Origin of the sequence: Microbacterium oleivorans, assembly GCF_013389665.1 — a bacterium.
Classification (GTDB): domain Bacteria; phylum Actinomycetota; class Actinomycetes; order Actinomycetales; family Microbacteriaceae; genus Microbacterium; species Microbacterium oleivorans_C.
Genome location: NZ_CP058316.1, coordinates 2680306 through 2701060, shown reverse-complemented (window position 1 = coordinate 2701060; position 20755 = coordinate 2680306). Strand labels below are relative to the sequence as shown.

Below are 20755 nucleotides of genomic sequence, written 5' to 3'. Positions count from 1 at the left end.
CGTCGCGCCATCACCCGAGCGGGACGCCGGGCATCTCGCGGAGCGCCGCGATGCCCGCCGGAGCCAGGGTGGCCGCGTAGGTGCCGGTGAGGTGATTGTCGTCGAGGAAGACGGCCACGTTGCCCACGACGGGGTTGCAGAGGCCGTCGGGGCAGATGTACTCGGTGAGGTCGAGGGCGAAGACCGACCCCTCGCGGGTCAGCGCCTGTGCCGGGTTCTCGGCGGCGAGCACATCGCCGACGGGGACGGCGCACGACTCCGATCCCTCGGCCTCCCAGCAGCGGTACATGTCGAAGTCGAAGCGGGGATTGTCGCGAAGCAGGATGACCTGCGACCCCGACGCCGCGATTGAGTCCACGACGGTGTCGAGCCCGTACGGGACGCGCTCCTCGGGCGACATCGAGATGGCTTTCGTCCCGACGACCGCCACGACGTCGACGTCCGCAGCCTCCGCGTACTCGGCCGCCTCGGTTCGCCAGGCGACGCAGTCCTCGTCACCGGCCTCGCCCGGCGCGAAGGCGCAGCCGCCCTTCATGACCGCGACCAGATTCCAGTTCGCCTCGTCGAGGATCGGGAGGAACATACCGATCCACTGCTGAGCGTGCGAGTCGCCGAGGATCAGCAGCGTCGGCGCACCCTCGACGACGTCGTTCTCCAGACAGCTCTCTGCAACGAGCGGCTGGTCGGGGATGCGGGATCCGGTGCAGCTCCGGCCGACCTCGACCCATTCGTCATCGAGCTGCGTACTCGTAGGCACGACGGGAGCGTCGTCGGCGGCGATGGCACCGAGCCACGGCATGAGGACCGCCGCGCCCGGATTGTTCTCAGGGTTCGCCGTCGCGGCGCGCACGCTGTCGGCCAGCTGCCAGCTGCCCAGTGGCACGGCGACCAGGAGCACGGCTGCGGACATGAGCGCCGCATTCCGCCGCACGCCCGCCATCATGCGTCCCGCGGGCTGCTCGACCGCGCGATGCAGAACGAATGCTGCAGCGACCGAGAGCGCGATCACGACGACGCCGCCGCCGATTCCTACGTCGGTCGAATCCGTGATGGTCATGTAACCGATGAGGATCGGCCAGTGGACAAGGTAGAGCGAGTACGCGATCTTCCCGACTGCGGCGAGGGGGCGCGAGGCCAGGAAGCGGGCGGACGACGCCGCCGCGGGCTTCTCGGTCTGCCCGGCCGCGATGATGGCCATCGCCGCGAGGGTCGGCCACAGCGCGGCGACGCCGGGGAAGCCGGCCCCGACGTCGAGCACGATGCCGCACGTGACGAGGGCGACGATGCCGCCCCAGCCCAGGGCGGCGGCCGCCCACCGCGGCAGACGGAGGGACGGGAGCAGAAGAGCGGCGAGAGAGCCGAGTGCGAACTCCCACAGCCGGGCGGGCGTGCTGAAGTAGGCCACCTGCTGGTCGGCTCCCACGAGCCAGGTCGAATACAGGAACGAGACGACGAACACGGCCGCGAAGACGACGCCCAGGACGAGCCGTGCCGATCGTCGGAGGGCGCGCGCGATCAGCACGGATACGAGGATGATCACGGGCCACAGCAAGAACACCTGGCCTTGCACCGAGAGCGACCAGAAGTGCTGCAGGATGCTGGGGAACGTCTCGGTACGTGCGTAGTAGTCGACGGAGCTGTCGGCGAGCTCGCGGTTCTGGACATAGAACAGCGAGGCCCACGACTGGCTCCACACGGTTCGCCACTGCGACCCGGGAAGCGCGGCCGCGGTGAACCCCAGCACCGCGAAGATCGTGACGGCGGCCGCCGGCAGCAGCCGCGCGAAGCGCCGGAACCAGAAGACCGGGAGATCGCTCGGCCGGAGACCGTCCGACCGGCGGAGGAAGGATGCCGTGAGGAAGTACGCCGAGACGAGGAGGAAGACGTCGACCCCGCCGGAAACCCGTCCGAGCCACACGTGGTAGACCACGACCAGGACGATCGCGAAAGCGCGCAGACCGTCGATGTCTGCGCGCCACTCCGTGGCAGCGGGCCGCCGACGCGTTCGCCGCGGGAGTTCGACCTGACTCACACCAGCTGGTTGTTCCACATCGACAGCGCCGAGCCGATCGCCATGTGCATGTCGAGGTACTGATAGGTGCCGAGACGACCGCCGAAGTGGACGTCCTGCTCACCCTTGGCGAGGTCGCGGTAGGCCAGCAGACCCGACCGGTCCTCGGCCGTGTTGACCGGGTAGTACGGCTCATCGGCTCGGGTGGCGAAGCGGGAGTACTCCCGGACGATGACGGTCTTATCGGTCGGGTACCGATCGGCGCGCTCGGGGTGGAAGTGCTTGAACTCGTGGATGCGCGTGTAGGGCGCTTCGGCATCGGCGTAGTTCATGACGCTCGTGCCCTGGAAGTCGGGGATGTCGAGGACGTCCTGCTCGAAGTCGAGCGTGCGCCACGACAGCTCGCCCGCGGTGTAGTCGAAGTAGCGGTCGACCGGGCCCGTGTAGACGATCGGCACCTGACCGACGGTCGCCCTCTTGTTCAGCGGCTGCGACTCGTCGAAGAAGTCGGCGTTCAGCTTCACATCGATGTTGGGGTGGTCGGCCATGCGCTCGAGCCACGCGGTGTAGCCTTCGACGGGCAGCCCTTCCCACGTGTCGTTGAAGTAGCGGTTGTCGTAGGTGTAACGAACCGGGAGCCGCGAGATGATCTCCGCCGGGAGCTCCTTCGGGTCGGTCTGCCACTGCTTCGCGGTGTAATCGCGGATGAACGCCTCGTAGAGCGGCCGCCCGATCAGGCCGATCGCGCGCTCCTCGAGGTTCTGCGCCTGCTTCGGGTCGAACTCGCCCGCGAGCTCCTGGATCAGGGCACGCGCCTCACCGGGCGTGTACGCGGCCTGGAAGAACTGGTTGATCGTCCCCAGGTTGATGGGCAGCGGGTACACGACGCCCTTGTGGGTCGTGTAGACGCGGTGCACGTAGCTCGTGAACTCGGTGAAGCGGTTGGCGTACTCCCAGACCGTGGGGTTCGAGGTGTGGAACAGGTGAGCTCCGTACTTGTGCACCTCGATGCCGGTCGTCGGCTCGTTCTCGGTGTAGGCGTTCCCACCGATGTGGTGGCGCCGATCGATGACCGTGACCTTGCGGCCCGCGGCGGCGGCGCGCTCGGCGATGGTGAGGCCGAAGAAACCGGAGCCGACGATGAGGAGATCCATGAGAGCACTTTCTGTGTGCGCGACCGGCCACGGGGCGGATGATCCAGCCCGGCGCCGCCGACGCGGGCGGAACACAACCCCGCGATTCTACTCAGGCGTACGTGAATGAACGCCGACAGCGTTCGGCATGCCCGCAACACCGGCCGCGATAGGATCGACCGACGCCCGCTCGAAGTGACCCCCAGAAGGCCGTGATGCAACGCGTATACGAACGTATCTTCGTTCTCTACCCGCGGGGGCAGCGAACGGGAGGCCCCGAGGCCCTCCACCAGCTCGTGGACTCGCTGCGACGCCAGGGCGCCGATGCCTCGCTCGTACCGCTCGAGTCGACGCGCCACGCCCCCCGGGTCGACGCGTACGAGCACTACGACGCCCCGGAGGCGGCGATCGTCGACCACCCCGAGTCGCTCGTGATCGCTCCCGAGAGCGCTGTGCACCGATTGTCCGCTGTGAACCGCGCCGGCACCGCGTGCTGGTGGCTGAGTATCGACTACTCGGTGCCCTTCTACTCGCGACAGGAGTACGCCGACCGCGCGTTCGCTCGGCGCATCGGCGTGGCGCACCGGGCCTGGGAGCCGAACCGTCTCGCCTCGACCTACCGGCATCTGCTCGCGCGCACCTTCCGCCGCAGCGAGCTGCGCCCCATGCACCATCTCGCGCAATCCGAGTACGCCCGGAGCTTCCTGCGCATCGAGGCGGACGTCGACGCCGCGCTCGTGAGCGACTACATCCCCCGCGCGAGCATCGATGCGGAGCTGAGCACGGCCACCGAACGTCGGCGCGCCGTCGCGTTCAACCCCAAGAAGGCGAGCTGGGTGCCGGACCTCCTCGGCCCCCACCTCGCAGACGTTGAGTGGATCCCGCTCACCGGCATGACGCCGGAGGGAGTGGCCCACGCACTGCACTCGTCCGCGGCGTACTTCGATCCCGGATTCCACCCCGGCCGCGACCGGATGCCGCGGGAAGCGGCACTCCTCGGCGCGGTCTCGGTCCTCGCACGCCGCGGGGCCGGCGCCTTCTGGGCCGATACCCCGCTCCCGTGGCAGCACAAGGTGGCCGTGACCGATGCGTTCGCCGCCGACGCGGCCGCCGCGCTCGAGACGGTGCTCGCCGCGCCCGCGCAGGCGGCCGCCGAGCAGGCCCCATACCGACGGTGGATCGACGGCGATCGCGAGCGTTTTGACGGCGAGGTGGCCGGGGTTCTCCTCGACGGACGCTGGGCGGACGACACTCCGATCCTGCCGGCGCGATGATCGCTGCCGTCAGGCGCTTCGGGGGCCTCGCGCTCCTTCCGTTCCTCTCCCTGGCGATCCCGTTCGCGATCCTCCCCGTGATCTCGCGGGGTGACGAGTCCGCATGGGCGGCCGTCGGCATCGGAGAGTCCGTCGGAGCCGTGGTCGCGCTCGTCATCGGCTACGGGTGGCCTCTCGTGGGCCCGTCGCGTGTCGCGGCGCTCGACGACGCGCGCGCACGCGAGCTCTTCACAATAAGTCTCGTCTCGCGCAGCATCGTGGCCGTCGTGGCGGCGGTGCCGGCGGCCCTGCTCACGGCGCTCCTGGCGCCCAGCGGCTCCGCCGGGCTCGCGGTGGCGGCGATGGCGGCCGTGGGCGCCGCCGGCCTCTCGCCCTCGTGGTTCCTCATCGGCCGCAGCGAGCCGCGGGCCATCGCGATCTACGACCTTCTCCCCCGTCTCGCGGGCGCTCTGCTCTCGGCCGCCCTCGTCCTCGCCGGCGCCCCGGTGATCTGGTACCCGGTCGTCATGCTGACCGTGACGCTCGGGGGCATCGTGTGGTTCTGCGCACGCCGCGCGGCGCGACCGCCGCGCGGCTCGGTCCGGGTCGGGTTCCGTTCGCTGCGCGACGACATCCAGCCCGCTCTCGCAGTCGTCGCAGCGGGCGTCTACAGCGCCGGCACGGTGGCAATCGTCTCCATCGCGGGCACGACGTCGGTCGTCGCCGTCTACGTCGTCGCCGACAAGGTGCTCAAGGCAGCCCTCACCGCGATCGTCGCCGCGACGAACGCCGTGCAGGGGTGGGTCTCCGAGGACGCGGACCGCGCGGTCATCCGGGCGCGCGGTTGGCGCGGCACGTACATCCTCGGCGGCATCGGCGTCGTGGGCGCACTGGGCATCGGCCTGCTCGGACCCTGGGCGACGACCGTCGTCTTCGGGCAGCGGGTCGCAATCGACGCGCTCACCTCGGTGGGCATCGGCGCCACGTTCTTCGCGATCGCGGTGAACTCGGCTTTCGGGCGCCTCCTGCTGACCCCCCTCGGCGCGATCCGCTGGGTCACGCGGAGCACGTTCGTCGGCGCGGCCGTCGGCGTCCCGCTCATCGTGCTCGGCACCGCCCTGGGGGGTGCCCCGGGGGCAGCCGCGGCGTTCGCCCTCTCCGAATTCATCGTGGTGGCGGTGCAGGTCGTGGGCTACCTCGCCGTACGTCGCGCCGACCGCGCGGCATCCGACACGCGCGCGAACGACGAAAGGGACTGACATGGCATCCGACGCATCCCGAGGCCACGTCGTCCTGGCCGCCTACCGGCCGGACCCCGAGCTTCTCCGCCGGCAGCTGCTGTCGATCCAGGCGCAGACGCTCGAGGACTTCGTCTGCCTCATCAGTGCGGACGGCGAGCCCGCGGACGTCGAGAGGCTCGTACACGACATCGTCGGCGAGGACGAACGTTTCCGTGTCATCGGCTTCGAGGACCGATCCGGCTTCTACGGCAATTTCGAGCGCGGGCTGTCCGCCGTGCCGGCGGACGCCGCCTGGATCGCACTGTCCGACCAGGACGACTACTGGTACCCCGCGAAGCTCGCGACCCTCGTGCCCCATCTCGCACGCGCGACGGTGGTCGCGGGGCAGGCTCGAGTGGTGACCTACCCCGAAGGGCGCGTGGTCGCGCCGACGACCGCGCGCAAGGACACCGCTCCGCTCGCGTTCTTCCTCGACAACCAGTTCACCGGTGGTCAGATGGTCTTCCTCCCGGCGGCGCTCCGGGTGGCACTGCCCTTCCCCCGCCTCGCGACCCCCGCCGAGGTGCACGATCACTGGATCGCCGTGTGCGGGGCGGCGGTCGGCGGCGCCCGCGTCGTCGACGAGGTCGTTCAGGACTACGTGCAGCACGGCAACAACGTCATCGGCGAGTCGACCGGCGGCGTCTCGCTACGCCGCTCGATCCGCACCGCTCGCTCGATCGCCGAGCGGTTCGAGGGGTCGGGCGGCGTCGCAGGCGTCCTGCGGGCCACCTATCGGGTCGGCGCCGGTTGGCGCGAGACCATGGCCGAGGCTCTGGCGACGCGACTGCCCGGCAACCCCACCGCGGAACGCGCGCGACGTCTTTACGGCGCGGGACGCCGAGACACGCGCACCGCCCGCGCCGTGATCCAGATGGCCGTGCGCGGACAGGTCTCGTACCGTTCCGCCCTGGAATACCTCGCGGGCGGCGTCGCCGGAGCGCTCGTCAGGATGCGGCGCGGATCCGACCGCGCCGCCGAGAACGTCGCATAGCCTCAGCTGCGGCGCGCGCCATCGCGACGCGGGCACCGAGCACCACGCGCACCGGACGGTTGCCGCGCGCCGAGGCGTTCGACGCATGCACCCGACGATCGATCGTGTCCTCGGTGAGATGCACGACGCCCCGGTTTGCGTTGCCGACGTATCCGATCCACTGGTCGTGCGTCTCGGTGACGTATGCCGGGAAGGGCAGCAACTGGTCCACGAGCTCGCGCCGGAAGGCCATGCAGCATCCGTAGTAGGGACGGAGGCCCGTCCACACCCAGAAGACGTTGGCGAGCCAGCGGCGCGGCGTCGTACCATGCAGCCGACGCGCCTGGACAGGCGTCAACGAGCCGCCGAACGCGGCGAAGTTGGACACCACGAGAAGGGAGTCGCGCAGGGCCTCGACCATGCGGTCCACGCGACCGGGCCGCCAGATGTCGTCCTGATCGCTGAGGAAGATCACGTCGCCGCGCGCGACGGAGATCGCCCGCTCGAATGCGCGAACATAGCCCTGATTCCGCGGCGACTCGTGGACGACGATGCGCGTATCGTCCAGGGCGCGGATGATCGCGACGGTGGTGTCGCGCGACGCGTCGTCGACGATCACCAGCTCGTCGTGAGGACCGAGCTGAGGCAGGATCGACTCGATCTGCTCGCGGACGTATTTCTCGCCGTTGTACGTCGCCATGCAAACGGAGACCGTCACCGCGCGAGAGGCGGCCTGACTGGACATGGGTGACCTCCGTTCACGAACTAGGATATTAGTCGACCGCTGCCCCGGCTTGGAGATCCCCTGTGCCCCTGAAGATCGATGTCATGCTGCCCTACTACGGCGACGTGGACCAGATGAAGCTGGCGGCTCGAAGCGTTCTGCAGCAGACCTACGAGGACTTCCGGCTCGTGGTGCTCGACGACGGCTACCCCGATCCCGAGCCGCAGCGATGGTTCGCCTCCCTCGATGACCCGCGGGTCACTTACCTGCGCAACGAGCAGAACCTCGGAGCCAACGGCAACTACCGCAAGGCGGTCGAGCTCGTCGAGGCGGAGTGGTTCGTCATGATGGGCGCCGACGACGTCATGCTGCCCGATTACCTCAAGGCGGTCGTCTCGGCCATCGGCCGATTCCCCGCCGACATCATCCAGCCCGGCGTGCGGGTCATCGACGAGCATGGCCGGATCGTCCAGCCGCTGGTGGATCGCGTCAAGGCCGTCCTCGCGCCGCGCGTCCCGGCGGGTGGGGGCGCCCTTGCGGGCGAGCCCGTCGCCGCGAGCCTCATGCGGGGCGACTGGGCATACTTCCCCTCGCTCGCGTGGCGCACCGAGCGGGTCCGCGGCATCGGGTTCCGCAACGGGCTCGACGTCGTCCAGGATCTCGCGCTCATCCTCGATATCGTCAAAGCCGGAGGAACCATGGCGGTCCTTCCCGAGGTCGTGTTCGAGTACCGTCGCCACTCGCAGTCCGATTCCTCGGTGCGCGCTCTCGACGGCCGCCGATTCGACGAGGAGCGGCGGTTCTTCTTGGAGGAGGCGGCGAGCTTCGACGCGCTCGGGTGGCGTCGTGCCGCCCGAACGGCCCGGCTCCACCTGACCTCGCGGCTCAACGCCGCCTCGTTGCTCCCCCGCGCGGTGCGCAAGGAAGCCGGCTCTCCGTCGGCCCTGCTGCGGCATCTGCTGCGCTGACGTCGCGCCGACGCTCACGGATGCGGTGACCGGGTCTCGACCGGGTCGCCGCATCCGTCATTCCGTGCCGGTGGACCGCGGCGGATCGATCCGCTGATCGGCTTCGAGCGCGTCGAGCCGGGCGCTGAGGATCGCGACGTCCTCGGCGAGTCTCCGGGTCTCGTCCTCACTCATCGACAGTTCCCACGACAGGTGCAGGGCAACACCCAGCAGCACCGCGAGCGCGGTCGCGAAGAGCAGGTTGACCGGCAGTTCGACGCCGAGCGCATCGGTCGCGGCCTCGAGGACTCCGGGGAAGACCCCGAGCACGAGGACGATCACGCCGAGCACCAGCCAGAGCACCGCGTACTTCTCGCGGATTCGTCTCAGAATGAGCAGTCGGACGACGATCGCGAGGAGCGCCAGTGAGAACACAACGCCCAGGACGACGATCACGGCCGGGTTCCTCTCTCGCGGAAGGCTCGGGGTTTGGGACGCACGATGGCGAGCGCTAGCGCGAAGACCGACCGGAACAGGTAGATCGTCGATCCGAGCGCCCCCTGGCTCGGCGTCCCGTGCTGGCGGGGTCGCATCGCGACGGGAACTTGTGTGACGCGTAGTCCCGCGTGTAGGGCAGCGACGAGCGAGTCGATGGTGTCCCCCAGGTACTCGGCCGGGTAGTACTGCACGTACTGCGCGATCGCACGCTCCCCGGCGGCACGGAAGCCGCTCGTGACGTCGGTCAGCCGCACCTTCGCAACACGCGAGAGCACAGCCGCCAGAGCCACCATCGCCCACCGGCGGGGACCGCGCACCGAGTAGTCGCCGACCTCCGCGAAGCGGGCACCGATCGAGATGTCCGCGTACTCCAGACCCGACAGGACCGACTCGATCTCGCTCGGATTGTGCTGACCGTCGGCGTCGACCTGGATGGCTCTGCGGTACCCCCGCCGCTGGGCGTAAGTGAATCCCGTGCGCATGGCGCCGCCCACGCCGAGGTTGAACGGCAGAGGCAGTACGACGGCTCCCGCATTCCGCGCCACGCTCTCCGTCTCGTCGAGGGAGCCGTCGTCGATGACGATGACGTCATAGTTCGAGCTGACCGCCTGGATCTCGCGGATCGTGACCGCAACGCCCTGGGCTTCATTCCACGCCGGCACGAGGACCGCGACGCGCTCGGGTGACACCGCCGGCATCTCTCAGCGCTCCGAGGCGACGTACGTCGCGAGGTGGTCGTCGGAGTCCGCTGTCACCAACCCGGCACGGCCGAGCTTGTCGAGCGCCAGCACGCTGCTCCGCGGGCGCGGCGCCACCGGACCTTTTGCTGCGGCGAAGTACTCGTCCGTGCTCACGGGCGAGACCCGCGAAGCCTCCTGGCCGCTCAGCTCGAACACTCGGGCGGCCAGCCGATCCCAGGTTCGGGCTTCCCCCGATCCGGTGAGGTTGTAGACCCCGGACTCGGCGTGCGTGTCGAGGAGGTGACGGATACCGCGGGCGATGTCGTCGGTGAACGTCAAACGCCCGATCTGGTCGTCGACGACCTTCGGATCGATGCCGCGTTCGGCGAGCGACGCCATCGTGCGGACGAAGTTTTTGCCGTCGCCGATCACCCAGCTGGTGCGGACGATGTAGTGCCGAGGAACGACGGAGACGACGGCATCCCCTGCGGCCTTCGTCTGGCCGTAGACGCCGAGCGGCGACACCGGGTCGTCCTCGGTGTAAGCGCCATCCTTCGTTCCATCGAACACGTAGTCGCTCGAGACATGCACCAGGGTGATGCCGTTCGCGGTCGCGATGCGCGCGAGCGCGGCCACCGCGGTGACGTTCGCGGCCCATGCATCCACGCGACCCTCGGGCGTCTCGGCGAGGTCGACCTTCGTGTACGCGGCCGCATTGATGATCGTGCTGTAATCCCTCCAGCGACGAGCCGAGGCGAGGTCAGGCGAGGTGAGGTCGAGTTCGTCCCGTCCGGCGTACTCGATCCACGAATGGTCACCGAATTCGGCACGGAGCGCACGGCCGAGCTGCCCCTTCGCGCCGGTCACGAGGATGCGCTGGGGCGGCATCGGGACGACATCCGACAGTCGAGGGTGGTTCTTGTCCTTCTCGCTGATCTCGACCTGATCGAGCGGGATCGGCCAGTCGACCGCCGCCGTCTCGTCGGCGAGGTTCAGGAACGTGTACGTCGCATCGGGTGACCAGTGATCGTTGACGAGGTAGGTGTACGCCGTATCGGCCTCGAGGGTCTGGTACGAGTTGCCCACACCGCGCGGCACGAAGATCGCGCGGGAGGCGTCGAGTTCCGTGGTGTAAACGGCGCCGAACGTGGGCCCCTCGCGGAGGTCGACCCAGGCGCCGAAGATCCGACCCGTGGCGACGGAGACGTATTTGTCCCACGGCTCGGCGTGGATGCCGCGGGTCGTGCCGACGGCGTCGTTGAAGGAGATGTTGTTCTGCACGGGACCGAAGTCGGGCAGATCGATCCCGGTGGCGGTCATCTTCTCTCGCTGCCAGTTCTCCTTGAACCAGCCGCGTGAGTCGCCGTGGACGGGGAGGTCGAGGACGACGAGGCCCGGGATGGGCGTCTCGGTCACCGTGAGCTTCTTGCCGAACTCGATGCCCACCGGCGTCACTGTCCCTTCGAGGCGTAGAAGGCTTCGACGCCGTCCTTGGCCGGCGCCCACCAGGCCTCGTTGTCGCGGTACCAGTCGATGGTGGCTTTCAGGCCGGCTTCGAAGTCCTGGTACCTCGGGGTCCAGCCGAGCTCGGTGCGGAGCTTGGTGGAGTCGATCGCGTAGCGCATGTCGTGCCCGGCACGGTCGGTGACGTGGTCGTACGCATCGGTGGGCTGGCCGCTGAGAGCGAGGATGAGCTCGACAACGGACTTGTTGTCCTTCTCGCCGTCCGCGCCGATCAGATAAGTCTCGCCGATGACGCCCTTGTCGAGGATCGTCAGCACGGCCGAGGAGTGGTCGTCGGCATGGATCCAGTCGCGCACATTCTCGCCCTTGCCGTAGAGCTTGGGGCGGATGCCGCGCAGGACGTTGGTGATCTGACGAGGGATGAACTTCTCGACGTGCTGGTAGGGGCCGTAGTTGTTGGAGCAGTTGCTGATCGTGGCCTTCACCCCGAATGATCGCACCCACGCGCGCACGAGCAGGTCGGAGCCTGCCTTGGTGCTGCTGTAGGGCGAGGACGGGTTGTACGGGGTGGACTCGGTGAAGCGTGCCGGGTCATCCAGCTCCAGGTCGCCGTACACCTCGTCGGTGGAGATGTGGTGGAACCGCTTGTCGTGCTTGCGTGCGGCCTCGAGCAGCGTGTACGTGCCGATGATGTTGGTGTCCAGGAACGGACGCGGATCATGAAGGGAGTTGTCGTTGTGCGACTCCGCGGCATAGTGCACGATCGCGTCGACCTGCCCGAACAGCTCGTCCACGAGCGCTGCGTCGGCGATGTCGCCTTCGACCAGCCGCACCCGGTCCTCGGGCAGTCCCGCGAGCGAGGCGGCGTTGCCGGCGTACGTGAGCTTGTCGAGCACGATCACCGAGTGATCGGTGTGCTCGATCACGTGGTGAACGAAATTCGAACCGATGAACCCGGCACCGCCGGTCACGAGAAGCGTTCCCATCAGCGTCCCCTCTCCAGAATCTCCAGCAGGTACGTGCCGTACCCGGACTTCACCAATTTGACCGCGCGCTCACGCAGCTCGTCGTCGGTGAGGAACCCCTGCCGCCACGCGACCTCCTCGGGCACCCCGATCCGCAGCCCGGTGCGACGCTCCATCGTGCGGACGTAGTCGGCGGCATCCGTCATCTGATCGAACGTTCCCGTGTCCAGCCACGCGGTGCCGCGAGGGAGGACCTCGACCTGCAGCTTCCCGCGCTGGAGATAGGCGCTGTTGATGTCGGTGATCTCGTACTCCCCACGGGGGGAGGGCTCGAGGTTCCGGGCGATGTCGATGACGTCGTTGTCGTAGAAGTACAGACCCGGCACGGCGAAGTTGCTCTTGGGCTGCGCGGGCTTCTCCTCCAGCGACACCGCACGGCCGTCCTCGTCGAACTCCACCACGCCGTACGCGGACGGCTCGCCCACCCAGTACGCGAACACCGCGCCGCCGTCGATGTCGGAGTAGCGCTTGAGCTGCGACCCCAGCCCGGGACCGTACAGCAGGTTGTCGCCCAGGACGAGGGCGACCTTGTCGTCGCCGATGAAATCCGCCCCGATCGTGAACGCCTGCGCCAACCCGTCGGGCGAGGGCTGCTGCGCGAACGTCAACGAGATGCCGAACTGCGACCCGTCCCCCAACAGGCGCTCGAAGAAGGGCGCATCGTGCGGCGTCGTGATGATCAGGATGTCGCGGATCCCCGCCAGCATCAGCGTCGACAGCGGGTAGTACACCATCGGCTTGTCGTACACCGGGATCAACTGCTTCGAGACGCCCAGAGTGATCGGATGCAGTCGCGTGCCCGAACCACCGGCGAGAATGATGCCCTTCACCCGTCAATCGTGCCACACGGCGCCCCCGGCTCCCGGGACCACGTCCGCCCGCCGCTCCCGGCGTTTTCGCAGCTGTGAGACACAATGGTGCTGTGTCGTCAACATCCCGAGCCAGCCGCGCGGGCGCCGCCGCGGCGCTGACCGTCTTCGCGCTCGTCCTCGCGCTCATTCCCGGAATGGCATCGGCCGCGGAGCCGACCGACGTGTCGGCAGCGACCACCGCGGCGACCGCGCCGGTGGCGGCGACCGCATCCCCGGTTCCCGCGGCGGTCGACATGTCGACCTTCAACCCCGGCAACATCATCAGCGACGAGGTGTTCTTCGATCGCACGACGATGGGCGAGATCGACATCCAGGCGTTCCTCAACGCGCGCGGCGAACGATGCTCCTCGGGTCACACCTGCCTGCGCAACTACCGCATGAACACGGTGACCAAGGCGGCGGACTCCTACTGCACCGGGTACTCGGGAGCCGCCAACGAGAGCGCGGCCCGCATCATCGCGAAGGTCGCGGCCTCGTGCAACATCAACCCGCAGGTCCTGCTCGTTACCCTGCAGAAGGAGCAGAGGCTCGTCACGCGGGGCGACCCGGGTTCGGGTCACTACCAGTTCGCCATGGGTCAGGGATGCCCCGACACCGCCGCGTGCGACAGCCGCTACTACGGCTTCCAGAATCAGGTCTACGGAGCAGCGCGACAGTTCCAGATCTACGCCGAAGGACGGTACTTCACCTGGTACGCCCCGGGTCGCACCTGGAACATCCTCTACCATCCCAACTCCAGTCTCGGCTGCGGCAGCTCGCCGGTATACATCGCCAACAAGGCCACCTCGGGGCTCTACTACTACACGCCGTACCAGCCCAACCGCGCGGCCCTCGCTGCCGGCAGCGGAGAGGGCGACCGCTGCTCGTCGTACGGCAACCGGAACTTCTTCCGGTTCTTCACGGACTGGTTCGGCAGCACTCAGGGCGCGCAGGGCAACCTCGTCCGCACCGCGTCGGCACCGCAGATCTACGTCGTCGTCAACGGTGTGCGCCGTCACGTGCAGTCGCAGGAAGATCTGTCGGTCCTGACCGCCCGCCTCGGCCCGGTCGCCGTGATCAGCGATGGGCGCATGGCGCAGCTCCCGCGCGGCGCCGCCATGACCCGCCTCGCCCGGGATGCGCGGGACGGTCGGATGTATCTTCTGCAGGCCGACGGGACGAAGCACCACTTCACGTCGGCGAGCCTGGTGACGCGCTACGGCTTCGCCATGGACAACTACCTCGACCTGCCCGCCGCGCAGCTCGACGCCTACAGCTCCGGCGCAGCCGTCGGCGACCTCTTCCGCGCCGACGACGGCCCCGAGGTCTTCAAATACGACGCCGGCTCCCGACGCCACATCTACAGCCAGATCGCGTGGGACCAGGAACGACGCACGCTCGGTGACTACGTCGCGGTCCTGCCGCGCACAACCGTGAACACGTTCCGCACGGCGGCACCGCTGCTCGGGGCCGGCGTCCTCGTGAAGGAGACGAGTTCCCCGGCCGTCTACGTCGCCGGATACGGCGACGAGCTCATGCACCTGCCTTCCTGGGCACTGGCCTCCGAGGCCGGGCTCAGTGCCCGCGCGGTGGTGCCCGACACGACGCTGCGCTCGCACCGCGTCGTCGGTACCCTCGCTCCGATGCTGCGCTGCGGCGATCGCACGGGCGTCGTCGGCGAGGGCGGCCTGAATCGCGTCACCGGCGCCTTCTCCGGCTCGCCTGCCACGGTCCCCGCCTCGATCTGCTCGGCGCTGACGTGGTCGTCCAAGGTCGTCGAGGGGCCGGTCTTCATCGGCACGAACGGTGGCTCGCGCATCTACACCGCCTCGACGACGACGCTGCGGCACGTCCGGGATGCCGACGTGCAGCGTCGTCTCGCCGACGGCAAGCCCATCCGCGTCGTCTCGTGGTCGCCGGACATGATCGCCACGATGGCCGCGGGCGCTCCGCACCTGTCCGACGGCAGCTTCGCGCAGTTCGGCGATGCCCGCGTCTTCGTGGCCGACGGCGCCGCGATCCGTCACGTCCGGAGCCTGGAGACCCTGCGCAGCCTGGCGGGCCCCGGCCCGATCGTCGTCGAGCAGCTCCCCGCCGCCTTCCTGGGGTCGTACGCCGAGAAGGCCGCGATCGACTGATCGGCCGGCGCCGCCACGGCCGGATCGGTCCGTCGCGGCGGGGTCTCCCAGGTCCCCTGCGATACCCTCGACGACGGTCCGAACACAGCAGGGAGCACGTGAATGTCCGATTGGTTCGGAGTCTGGCCGGTCATCCTCCTGACCATCGCGACCGTCTTCCTCCCGGGAGCGGTGCTCGTATCGGCTGCCGGGGCGCGCGGCCTCGACCGGCTCGGGCTCGCCGCGCCGACCAGCTTCGGACTCGCCGGAGTGGTCGCGGTGGCAGCCGGCCTGATCGGCATCCCGTTCACGCCGGTCACCTTCGCGATCGCCACCCTGGTGACCGCCGTCGTGGCGCTCCTCGTGCGCCTCTTTCTGCGCCGCCGACTGCCCGAGCGCGCCGCCCCCGTGCGCCCTCGTCGCGCACGCGGAGGCGTCGTCACCGGCGTCGTCGTGCTCGTGGCCGCGATCGCGATCCCCGCCGTACTGATCGGGCGACGAGTCCTCCGCGCGTTCGGCGGGCCCGAGAACATCGCGCAGCTGTTCGACAACGTCTTCCATCTGAACGCGGTCAAGCACATCGCCGAGACGCAGTCGGGTTCGTCGCTCACCCTCGGCAACCTGACCGAGGCGTCTCGCGGCTTCTACCCCGCCGCCATGCACGATCTCACCGCGGTCGTCGTCCAGCTGGGCGACTTCGCGGTGCCCACTGCCGCCAACGCCATGGCCCTCGTCATCGCGGCCGCGGTCTGGCCGATCTCGATGATCTTCCTCGTCACCCGCGTCTTCGGCGTCCGGCCGGCGCCCATCCTGCTCGCGGGCGTGCTCAGCAGCACGTTCGGCGCCTTCCCGCTGCTGCTGATGTCGTGGGGCTTGGTGGCTCCGCTCATCACCGCCACCGCCATGCTCCCGGTGGCCGTCGCACTCCTCATCCAGGCGTTCGGGCGCGACAGCCGACGCGGGCAGTCGCGCTGGACCGCGGTGCTCGCGCTCGTTCCGGTCTCGGCGGGAATGGCGCTCACGCATCCGAGCACGATCGTCGCGGCATCCGTGATCGCGTCGCCCTTCGTGATCGCACGCATCGTCGCGGACGTCCGCGTCCACGACGACGCGCGTCGCCTGCGACTGCTCGTGAGCGGGGCGTACCTGCTCGGCACCGTCGCCGCGTTCGTCGTCGCCCGTCCCGACCTGGGCGCCGCGGAGTGGAGCGCCGTCGAATCGACCACCGCATCGGTCGGTGCCGTCGTCACGTCGGCACCGCTCGGCCTCGCTCCGACCTGGGCGGTGACGGTCCTGGTGGCCCTCGGCGCCGTCGTCGTGGTCCGCTCCCCCCGCCGGTGGTGGCCGCTGCTGGCCGGATACCTCGGGGTCGGCCTGCTCTACATCGTCGTGGCCAGTTTCGCCGACGGGCCGCTGCGCGACGCGTTCTCGGGCGTCTGGTACCGCGACACTCCGCGCATCGCCGCGCTGATGCCGGTCGCCACGATCCCGCTGGCCGTCCTGGGGGGCCTCGCGGTGGTCCACGGGGCGACGACGCTGACGACACGCCTCGCTCGCCGCCGCGGACTGCCGTTGCGGCGCCCGGCACGCATCGCGCTGGCCGTCGGCACGGTGCTCGCCGTCGTCTTCGTGCCCCTCTCACAGGGCAATCAGCTGCGCGAGGCCGAGTCGCTCGTCCGCTACGTCTACACCTACAGCGACGACGCCCGGCTGATCTCGCCCGAGGAGCGCGAGCTGCTCGAAGAGGTCGACGCATACGTTCCCGCCGACGGCGTCGTCGTGGGCGACCCGGGCCTGGGCGCCTCGCTCGTCTACGTGTACTCCGATCGCACGCCGCTCGCGCCGCACATCTTCGGTCTGCGCAGCCCCGAGGAGGACCTGCTCCTCACCCGGTGGGACCGGGTGGGGCGCGACCCGGCGGTCTGCGAGGCCATCGAGGAGCTCAACGCGTACTGGGCTCTCTCCTTCCCCGGTCTCGACGCGCTGGGCCGTCGGGCGGACCTGCCCGGCCTGACGGACTTCGACGCTCCCGGCATCCGCGAGGTCGCGCGCGTCGGCGACGCGGTGCTTTACGAGGCGACGGCGTGCGGACCGGTGCCGCAGCCGGATGCCGGGCCCTGAGGCCCAACGGCCCGCCCGGACCGCACACCCCCCGTACAATCCTCTGGGACCCGCAAGGGGACCATCGATGAGAAGTGAGAACGCACTATGACGACGAGCCCGCGCGAACAGACGACCGCCGAGTGGGTCGCGGTCCACAACGTCGTCTTCCCCGTCGGCGGCGACTCCACCGTGCTCCCGCTCTACGTCGACGAGGGCTCGGGCACGCCCGCCCCCACACCCGACACGCTCCCCGCGAACCAGCGCCAGCTCTTCGGACTGCTCCGCGACTCGCTCCACGCCGAGGTCCGAGGATCCGGCGGCACCCGCATCTCCTACGAGCGGCGCGGCGTCCGCCTCGAGCCGCACACCCGCATCTCCTTCGCCACTTACTTCAACGCCTTCCCGGCGGCGTACTGGCAGGAGCACACCGACGTCGCCACCGTCCGTCTCGTCGTCGATGTCGAAGGATCGGCCCGGATCGATCTGTTCCGATCGAACGCACGCGGCAAGTACGTGCGCATCGAGTCGAGAAGCGCGCACGACGGTCGCGCCGAGTTCGAGATCCCGCTGCGCTCCTTCGGTGACGGCGGCTGGCTGTGGTTCGATCTCGAGACCGACGCCGAGGCGGCGTCGATGTCGGCCGCGGAGTGGTCCGTCCCGGCCAGCTCCCGCCACCGGGGGCCCACCCGGCTCACGGTCGCGATCCCGAGCTTCAACATGCCTGAGGCCTGCCTCGACCAGATCCGTCGCTTCGACGACCACCCCGAGACCATGGCCGTCGTCAATCGCGTCGTCATCGTCGATCAGGGCACCCGCCGACTGCGCGAGGCCCCCGACTTCGACGAGACCGCCGCTCGCCTGGGCGACCGGCTCACCGTCATCGAGCAGGCCAATCTCGGAGGCTCCGGCGGCTTCTCCCGCGGGATGGCGGAGATGCTCGCCGACGACACGTCCGATGCCGTCCTCCTGCTCGACGACGACGCCGAAGCGGAGCCGGAGAGCGTCATCCGCGCAGCCCGCTTCAACGACTTCACCCGCCAGCCGCTCATCGTCGGTGGCCACATGCTCAATGCGAATGCGCGCACCGTGCTCCACAGCTTCGGGGAGACGCTCAACTTCGACTCCTTCTGGTGGGAGCCCGTCGACCGGCAGCTCGCCATGCTCGACTTCCGCAATCGCAGCATCCGGACGACGCCGTCGCTGAGCAAGCGCATCGATGTCGCGTACAACGGATGGTGGATGTGCCTCGTCCCCCGCGAGGTCGCGGAGCGCATCGGCCTCTCACTACCGCTGTTCATCAAGTGGGACGACGCCGAATACTCGCTGCGCGCCGGCGCGGCGGGCATCGGGACCGTCTCGCTTCCCGGCATGGCCGCATGGCACGTCCCGTGGGACGAGAAGGACGACGGCCTCGACTGGCAGGCGTACTTCCACCAGCGCAACCGCTGGGTCGCTGCTCTCCTCCACTCGCCGCACCGCCGCGGCGGCTCACTCGTGCGCAAGAGCTTCGCGTCCGACCTCAAGCACCTGCTGTCGATGCAGTACACCGCGTCGAGGCTCCGCGGAGACGCGCTCACCGACGTGCTGCGCGGGCCCCGCCACATGGACGGCACGCTGGCGTCGAGCGCGGCCCGCGCCCGGCGTATCGCATCCGAGATGCGCGACGGCGCACTCATCACCGAGCGGGCCGCCTACCCTGCCGTGGCACCCCATCAGAAGGGCGTGCGCCACGTGCGCGTCCGCCCGCAGCGCAACATCGTGACGTTCGTCGTCAACGCCGTGCGCGGCATCGCGCACCAGCTGCGTCCGGTTCGCGCGAACGCACCGCAGGACCGCGTCCGGTCGGTCGACGCGAAGTGGTGGCGCCTGTCGGGCATGGACGTGGCCCTCGTGGGCAACGCGGCTGGATCCGGCGTCTGGGAGTATCGGCGCGACCGCACGACGTTCCGCCGCGAGCTGCGGCGCAGCATCCGTTCGCACGTTCTGCTGTACGTACGCTGGAATCGGGTCTCGGCGGCATATCGGGCCGACGCGGGCAACCTCGCGTCGGCCGAGCGATGGTGGTCGATCTTCCGGAGTGAGGACAAGGCGTGAGCGCGAGCCAGACGGCGACGGGTTCGGTGCTCACCGAACCCGGTCGCTCGGGGAGCCTCATCGAGGTCTTCCGTCGCCGGTACCTCCTCTCCCTCGTCGTGCGGAAGGAGGTCGGCATCCGGTACCGGGGCTCCGCTCTCGGCTGGTTGTGGTCGTACGTCAAGCCGCTCGTCCAGTTCGCGGTGTTCTTCGTCGCTCTCGGCGTGTTCCTGGGGCTCAACAAGAGCATCGACAACTACCCGATCTACCTGCTCGCCGGCATCACCGCCATCACCTTCTTCAACGAGGCGTTCTCGAACGGCACGCGATCACTCGTCGACAATGCCGCGCTGATCAAGAAGATCTACCTGCCGCGCGAGATGTTCCCCGTCGCCAGCACCCTCGTCGCCGCGATCAACACGGTGCCTCAGATCGCGGTGATCATCGTGATCGCGCTGTTCTTCGGCTGGGCGCCCACCGTGCTCAGCATCGCCGCCCTCCTTCTCGGGCTCGTGATCATCGCCCTGCTCGCGACCGGTCTCGGCATGCTGTTCGGTTCCATCAACGTGACCTTCCGCGACGCCCAGAGCTTCGTCGAGATCATCACGATGATGTCGGTGTGGGCGTCGCCGGTGATGTACCAGTGGGAGATGGTGCGCAACGAGGTGCCGGAGTGGCTCTTCGTGCTGTACCGCCTCAACCCGCTCACTTCCGCCGTCGAGCTCTTCCACTACGGACTCTGGTACCGCATGGGATCGGCGACGGCCGAGCCGATCCCCGATCTGTGGGGCTACGCCGGGTACGCCTTCGTGTTCTCCGTCGTGCTGCTCATCGTCGGGCAGTTCGTCTTCCGCCGATTGGAGGGGCGCTTTGCCCAGGATCTCTGAGCCCGACGCGCAGCCGCGCATCGTCGTCGACAGCGTCCGCAAGAGCTTCGTCCTGCGTCACACGCATTCCTTGAAGGAGACCTTCGTCGCCGCCGTGCGGCGCAAGCCGCTCACGACGCAGTTCCACGCACTCGACGGGGTGTCGTTCGAGATCGCCGAGGGCGAAGCAGTCGCCCTGCTCGGATTCAACGGCTCGGGAAAGTCGACGACGCTCAAGATGATCTCCGGCGTGCTCCGACCGGACACAGGCAAGGTCCTGACCCGCGGCCGAGTCGCCGGTCTCATCGAGGTGGGTGCCGGCTTCCACCCCGACCTGTCGGGTCGGGAGAACATCTTCCTCAACGCGGCCATCCTCGGCATGAGCAAGCGCGAGACGGAGGAGCGGTTCGACGAGATCGTGGCCTTCAGCGAGATCGAGCAGTTCATCGACACCGAGGTGAAGCACTACTCGTCCGGCATGTTCCTGCGGCTCGCCTTTTCGGTCGCCATCCACACCGAGGTCGACATCCTCCTCATCGACGAGATCCTCTCGGTCGGCGACGAGCCCTTCCAGCAGAAGTGCCTCGCGCGCATCCGCGAGCTGCACGCCGCAGGCAAGACGCTCGTCGTGGTCTCGCACGATCTGAACATGGTGTCGGACCTGTGCGAGCGCGGCGTGTTCCTCAAGGACGGGCAGATCGAGTTCGACGGCCCCAGCAAGGAGGCCGTCGCGCGGATGCGCGGCTGACGAAGCGCC

At 69.0% G+C, this 20755-nt stretch carries 17 protein-coding genes; 9 read left to right on the top strand and 8 right to left on the bottom strand.

Annotation, left to right across the window (positions count from 1 at the left end; all coding sequences use genetic code 11):
• Nucleotides 1-10: 10 nt before the first annotated feature.
• Nucleotides 11-2032, bottom strand: a complete 2022-nt coding sequence (locus tag HW566_RS12770; protein WP_178013426.1) for an acyltransferase family protein — start codon at nucleotides 2030-2032, stop codon at nucleotides 11-13.
• Nucleotides 2029-3165, bottom strand: a complete 1137-nt coding sequence (gene glf, locus HW566_RS12765) for a UDP-galactopyranose mutase (RefSeq protein ID WP_178013424.1) — start codon at nucleotides 3163-3165, stop codon at nucleotides 2029-2031. Before glf ends, HW566_RS12770 begins: the two co-directional genes overlap by 4 nt.
• A 194-nt stretch (nucleotides 3166-3359) precedes the next feature.
• Between glf and HW566_RS12760 the strand changes: the two genes are divergently transcribed.
• From HW566_RS12760 to HW566_RS12750, 3 genes are read left to right on the top strand one after another with little or no spacing between them, the layout of a single operon-like run.
• Nucleotides 3360-4418: a hypothetical protein gene (locus HW566_RS12760; RefSeq protein WP_178013422.1), complete on the top strand. Its 1059-nt coding sequence runs from the start codon at nucleotides 3360-3362 to the stop codon at nucleotides 4416-4418.
• Complete coding sequence (locus tag HW566_RS12755) at nucleotides 4415-5656, top strand: hypothetical protein (protein WP_178013420.1); 1242 nt, start codon at nucleotides 4415-4417, stop codon at nucleotides 5654-5656. Before HW566_RS12760 ends, HW566_RS12755 begins: the two co-directional genes overlap by 4 nt.
• 1 nt (nucleotide 5657) lies before the next feature.
• Complete coding sequence (locus HW566_RS12750; RefSeq protein WP_178013418.1) at nucleotides 5658-6671, top strand: glycosyltransferase; 1014 nt, start codon at nucleotides 5658-5660, stop codon at nucleotides 6669-6671.
• On the opposite strand, the gene HW566_RS12745 is transcribed toward HW566_RS12750, so the two are convergent.
• Nucleotides 6625-7395 (bottom strand): glycosyltransferase, encoded by a 771-nt coding sequence (locus HW566_RS12745; RefSeq protein WP_178013416.1) that lies wholly within the window; start codon nucleotides 7393-7395, stop codon nucleotides 6625-6627. The genes HW566_RS12750 and HW566_RS12745 overlap by 47 nt on opposite strands.
• Before the next feature lie 68 nt (nucleotides 7396-7463).
• Here HW566_RS12745 and HW566_RS12740 point away from each other — a divergent pair, with 68 nt between their 5' ends.
• Complete coding sequence (locus HW566_RS12740) at nucleotides 7464-8342, top strand: glycosyltransferase family 2 protein (RefSeq protein WP_178014945.1); 879 nt, start codon at nucleotides 7464-7466, stop codon at nucleotides 8340-8342.
• Between the two features lie 57 nt (nucleotides 8343-8399).
• On the opposite strand, the gene HW566_RS12735 is transcribed toward HW566_RS12740, so the two are convergent.
• From HW566_RS12735 to rfbA, 5 genes are read right to left on the bottom strand one after another with little or no spacing between them, the layout of a single operon-like run.
• Entirely contained in the window at nucleotides 8400-8777 is a 378-nt protein-coding gene (locus tag HW566_RS12735; protein ID WP_178013414.1) for a DUF2304 domain-containing protein, read from the bottom strand.
• Complete coding sequence (locus HW566_RS12730; protein ID WP_178013412.1) at nucleotides 8774-9517, bottom strand: glycosyltransferase family 2 protein; 744 nt, start codon at nucleotides 9515-9517, stop codon at nucleotides 8774-8776. The genes HW566_RS12735 and HW566_RS12730 overlap by 4 nt, the downstream gene beginning before the upstream one ends.
• Before the next feature lie 3 nt (nucleotides 9518-9520).
• Nucleotides 9521-10945, bottom strand: coding sequence for a sugar nucleotide-binding protein (locus HW566_RS12725; protein ID WP_178013410.1), 1425 nt, complete (start codon nucleotides 10943-10945; stop codon nucleotides 9521-9523).
• 5 nt (nucleotides 10946-10950) lie between these two features.
• Nucleotides 10951-11949 carry a dTDP-glucose 4,6-dehydratase gene (rfbB, locus tag HW566_RS12720; RefSeq protein ID WP_178013408.1) on the bottom strand — a complete coding sequence of 333 codons (999 nt, stop codon included), beginning with the start codon at nucleotides 11947-11949 and terminating at the stop codon, nucleotides 10951-10953.
• Nucleotides 11949-12818, bottom strand: a complete 870-nt coding sequence (rfbA, locus tag HW566_RS12715; RefSeq protein ID WP_178013406.1) for a glucose-1-phosphate thymidylyltransferase RfbA — start codon at nucleotides 12816-12818, stop codon at nucleotides 11949-11951. The genes rfbB and rfbA overlap by 1 nt, the downstream gene beginning before the upstream one ends.
• Before the next feature lie 92 nt (nucleotides 12819-12910).
• Between rfbA and HW566_RS12710 the strand changes: the two genes are divergently transcribed.
• The 5 genes from HW566_RS12710 to HW566_RS12690 all read left to right on the top strand — a co-directional run bounded on the left by HW566_RS12710 (nucleotide 12911) and on the right by HW566_RS12690 (nucleotide 20746).
• Nucleotides 12911-14977, top strand: coding sequence for a hypothetical protein (locus HW566_RS12710; RefSeq protein ID WP_178013405.1), 2067 nt, complete (start codon nucleotides 12911-12913; stop codon nucleotides 14975-14977).
• Nucleotides 14978-15079: 102 nt separating this feature from the next.
• On the top strand, nucleotides 15080-17077 hold the full coding sequence (locus HW566_RS12705) for a DUF6541 family protein (protein ID WP_178013403.1): 1998 nt from the start codon (nucleotides 15080-15082) through the stop codon (nucleotides 17075-17077).
• 87 nt (nucleotides 17078-17164) lie between these two features.
• Complete coding sequence (locus HW566_RS12700; RefSeq protein WP_178013401.1) at nucleotides 17165-19153, top strand: glycosyltransferase; 1989 nt, start codon at nucleotides 17165-17167, stop codon at nucleotides 19151-19153.
• Nucleotides 19150-20019 carry an ABC transporter permease gene (locus HW566_RS12695; RefSeq protein WP_178013399.1) on the top strand — a complete coding sequence of 290 codons (870 nt, stop codon included), beginning with the start codon at nucleotides 19150-19152 and terminating at the stop codon, nucleotides 20017-20019. Before HW566_RS12700 ends, HW566_RS12695 begins: the two co-directional genes overlap by 4 nt.
• Nucleotides 20003-20746: an ABC transporter ATP-binding protein gene (locus HW566_RS12690; RefSeq protein WP_178013397.1), complete on the top strand. Its 744-nt coding sequence runs from the start codon at nucleotides 20003-20005 to the stop codon at nucleotides 20744-20746. The genes HW566_RS12695 and HW566_RS12690 overlap by 17 nt, the downstream gene beginning before the upstream one ends.
• Nucleotides 20747-20755 lie beyond the last annotated feature (9 nt).

What these genes read in the sequence shown, in the direction of transcription:
- glf (WP_178013424.1), bottom strand. Translation starts at nt 3,165, where the DNA reads ATGGATCTCCTCATCGTCGGCTCCGGTTTCTTCGGCCTCACCATCGCC.
- HW566_RS12760 (WP_178013422.1), top strand. Translation starts at nt 3,360, where the DNA reads ATGCAACGCGTATACGAACGTATCTTCGTTCTCTACCCGCGGGGGCAG.
- HW566_RS12755 (WP_178013420.1), top strand. Translation starts at nt 4,415, where the DNA reads ATGATCGCTGCCGTCAGGCGCTTCGGGGGCCTCGCGCTCCTTCCGTTC.
- HW566_RS12750 (WP_178013418.1), top strand. Translation starts at nt 5,658, where the DNA reads ATGGCATCCGACGCATCCCGAGGCCACGTCGTCCTGGCCGCCTACCGG.
- HW566_RS12745 (WP_178013416.1), bottom strand. Translation starts at nt 7,395, where the DNA reads ATGTCCAGTCAGGCCGCCTCTCGCGCGGTGACGGTCTCCGTTTGCATG.
- HW566_RS12730 (WP_178013412.1), bottom strand. Translation starts at nt 9,517, where the DNA reads ATGCCGGCGGTGTCACCCGAGCGCGTCGCGGTCCTCGTGCCGGCGTGG.
- rfbB (WP_178013408.1), bottom strand. Translation starts at nt 11,949, where the DNA reads ATGGGAACGCTTCTCGTGACCGGCGGTGCCGGGTTCATCGGTTCGAAT.
- HW566_RS12705 (WP_178013403.1), top strand. Translation starts at nt 15,080, where the DNA reads ATGTCCGATTGGTTCGGAGTCTGGCCGGTCATCCTCCTGACCATCGCG.
- HW566_RS12700 (WP_178013401.1), top strand. Translation starts at nt 17,165, where the DNA reads ATGACGACGAGCCCGCGCGAACAGACGACCGCCGAGTGGGTCGCGGTC.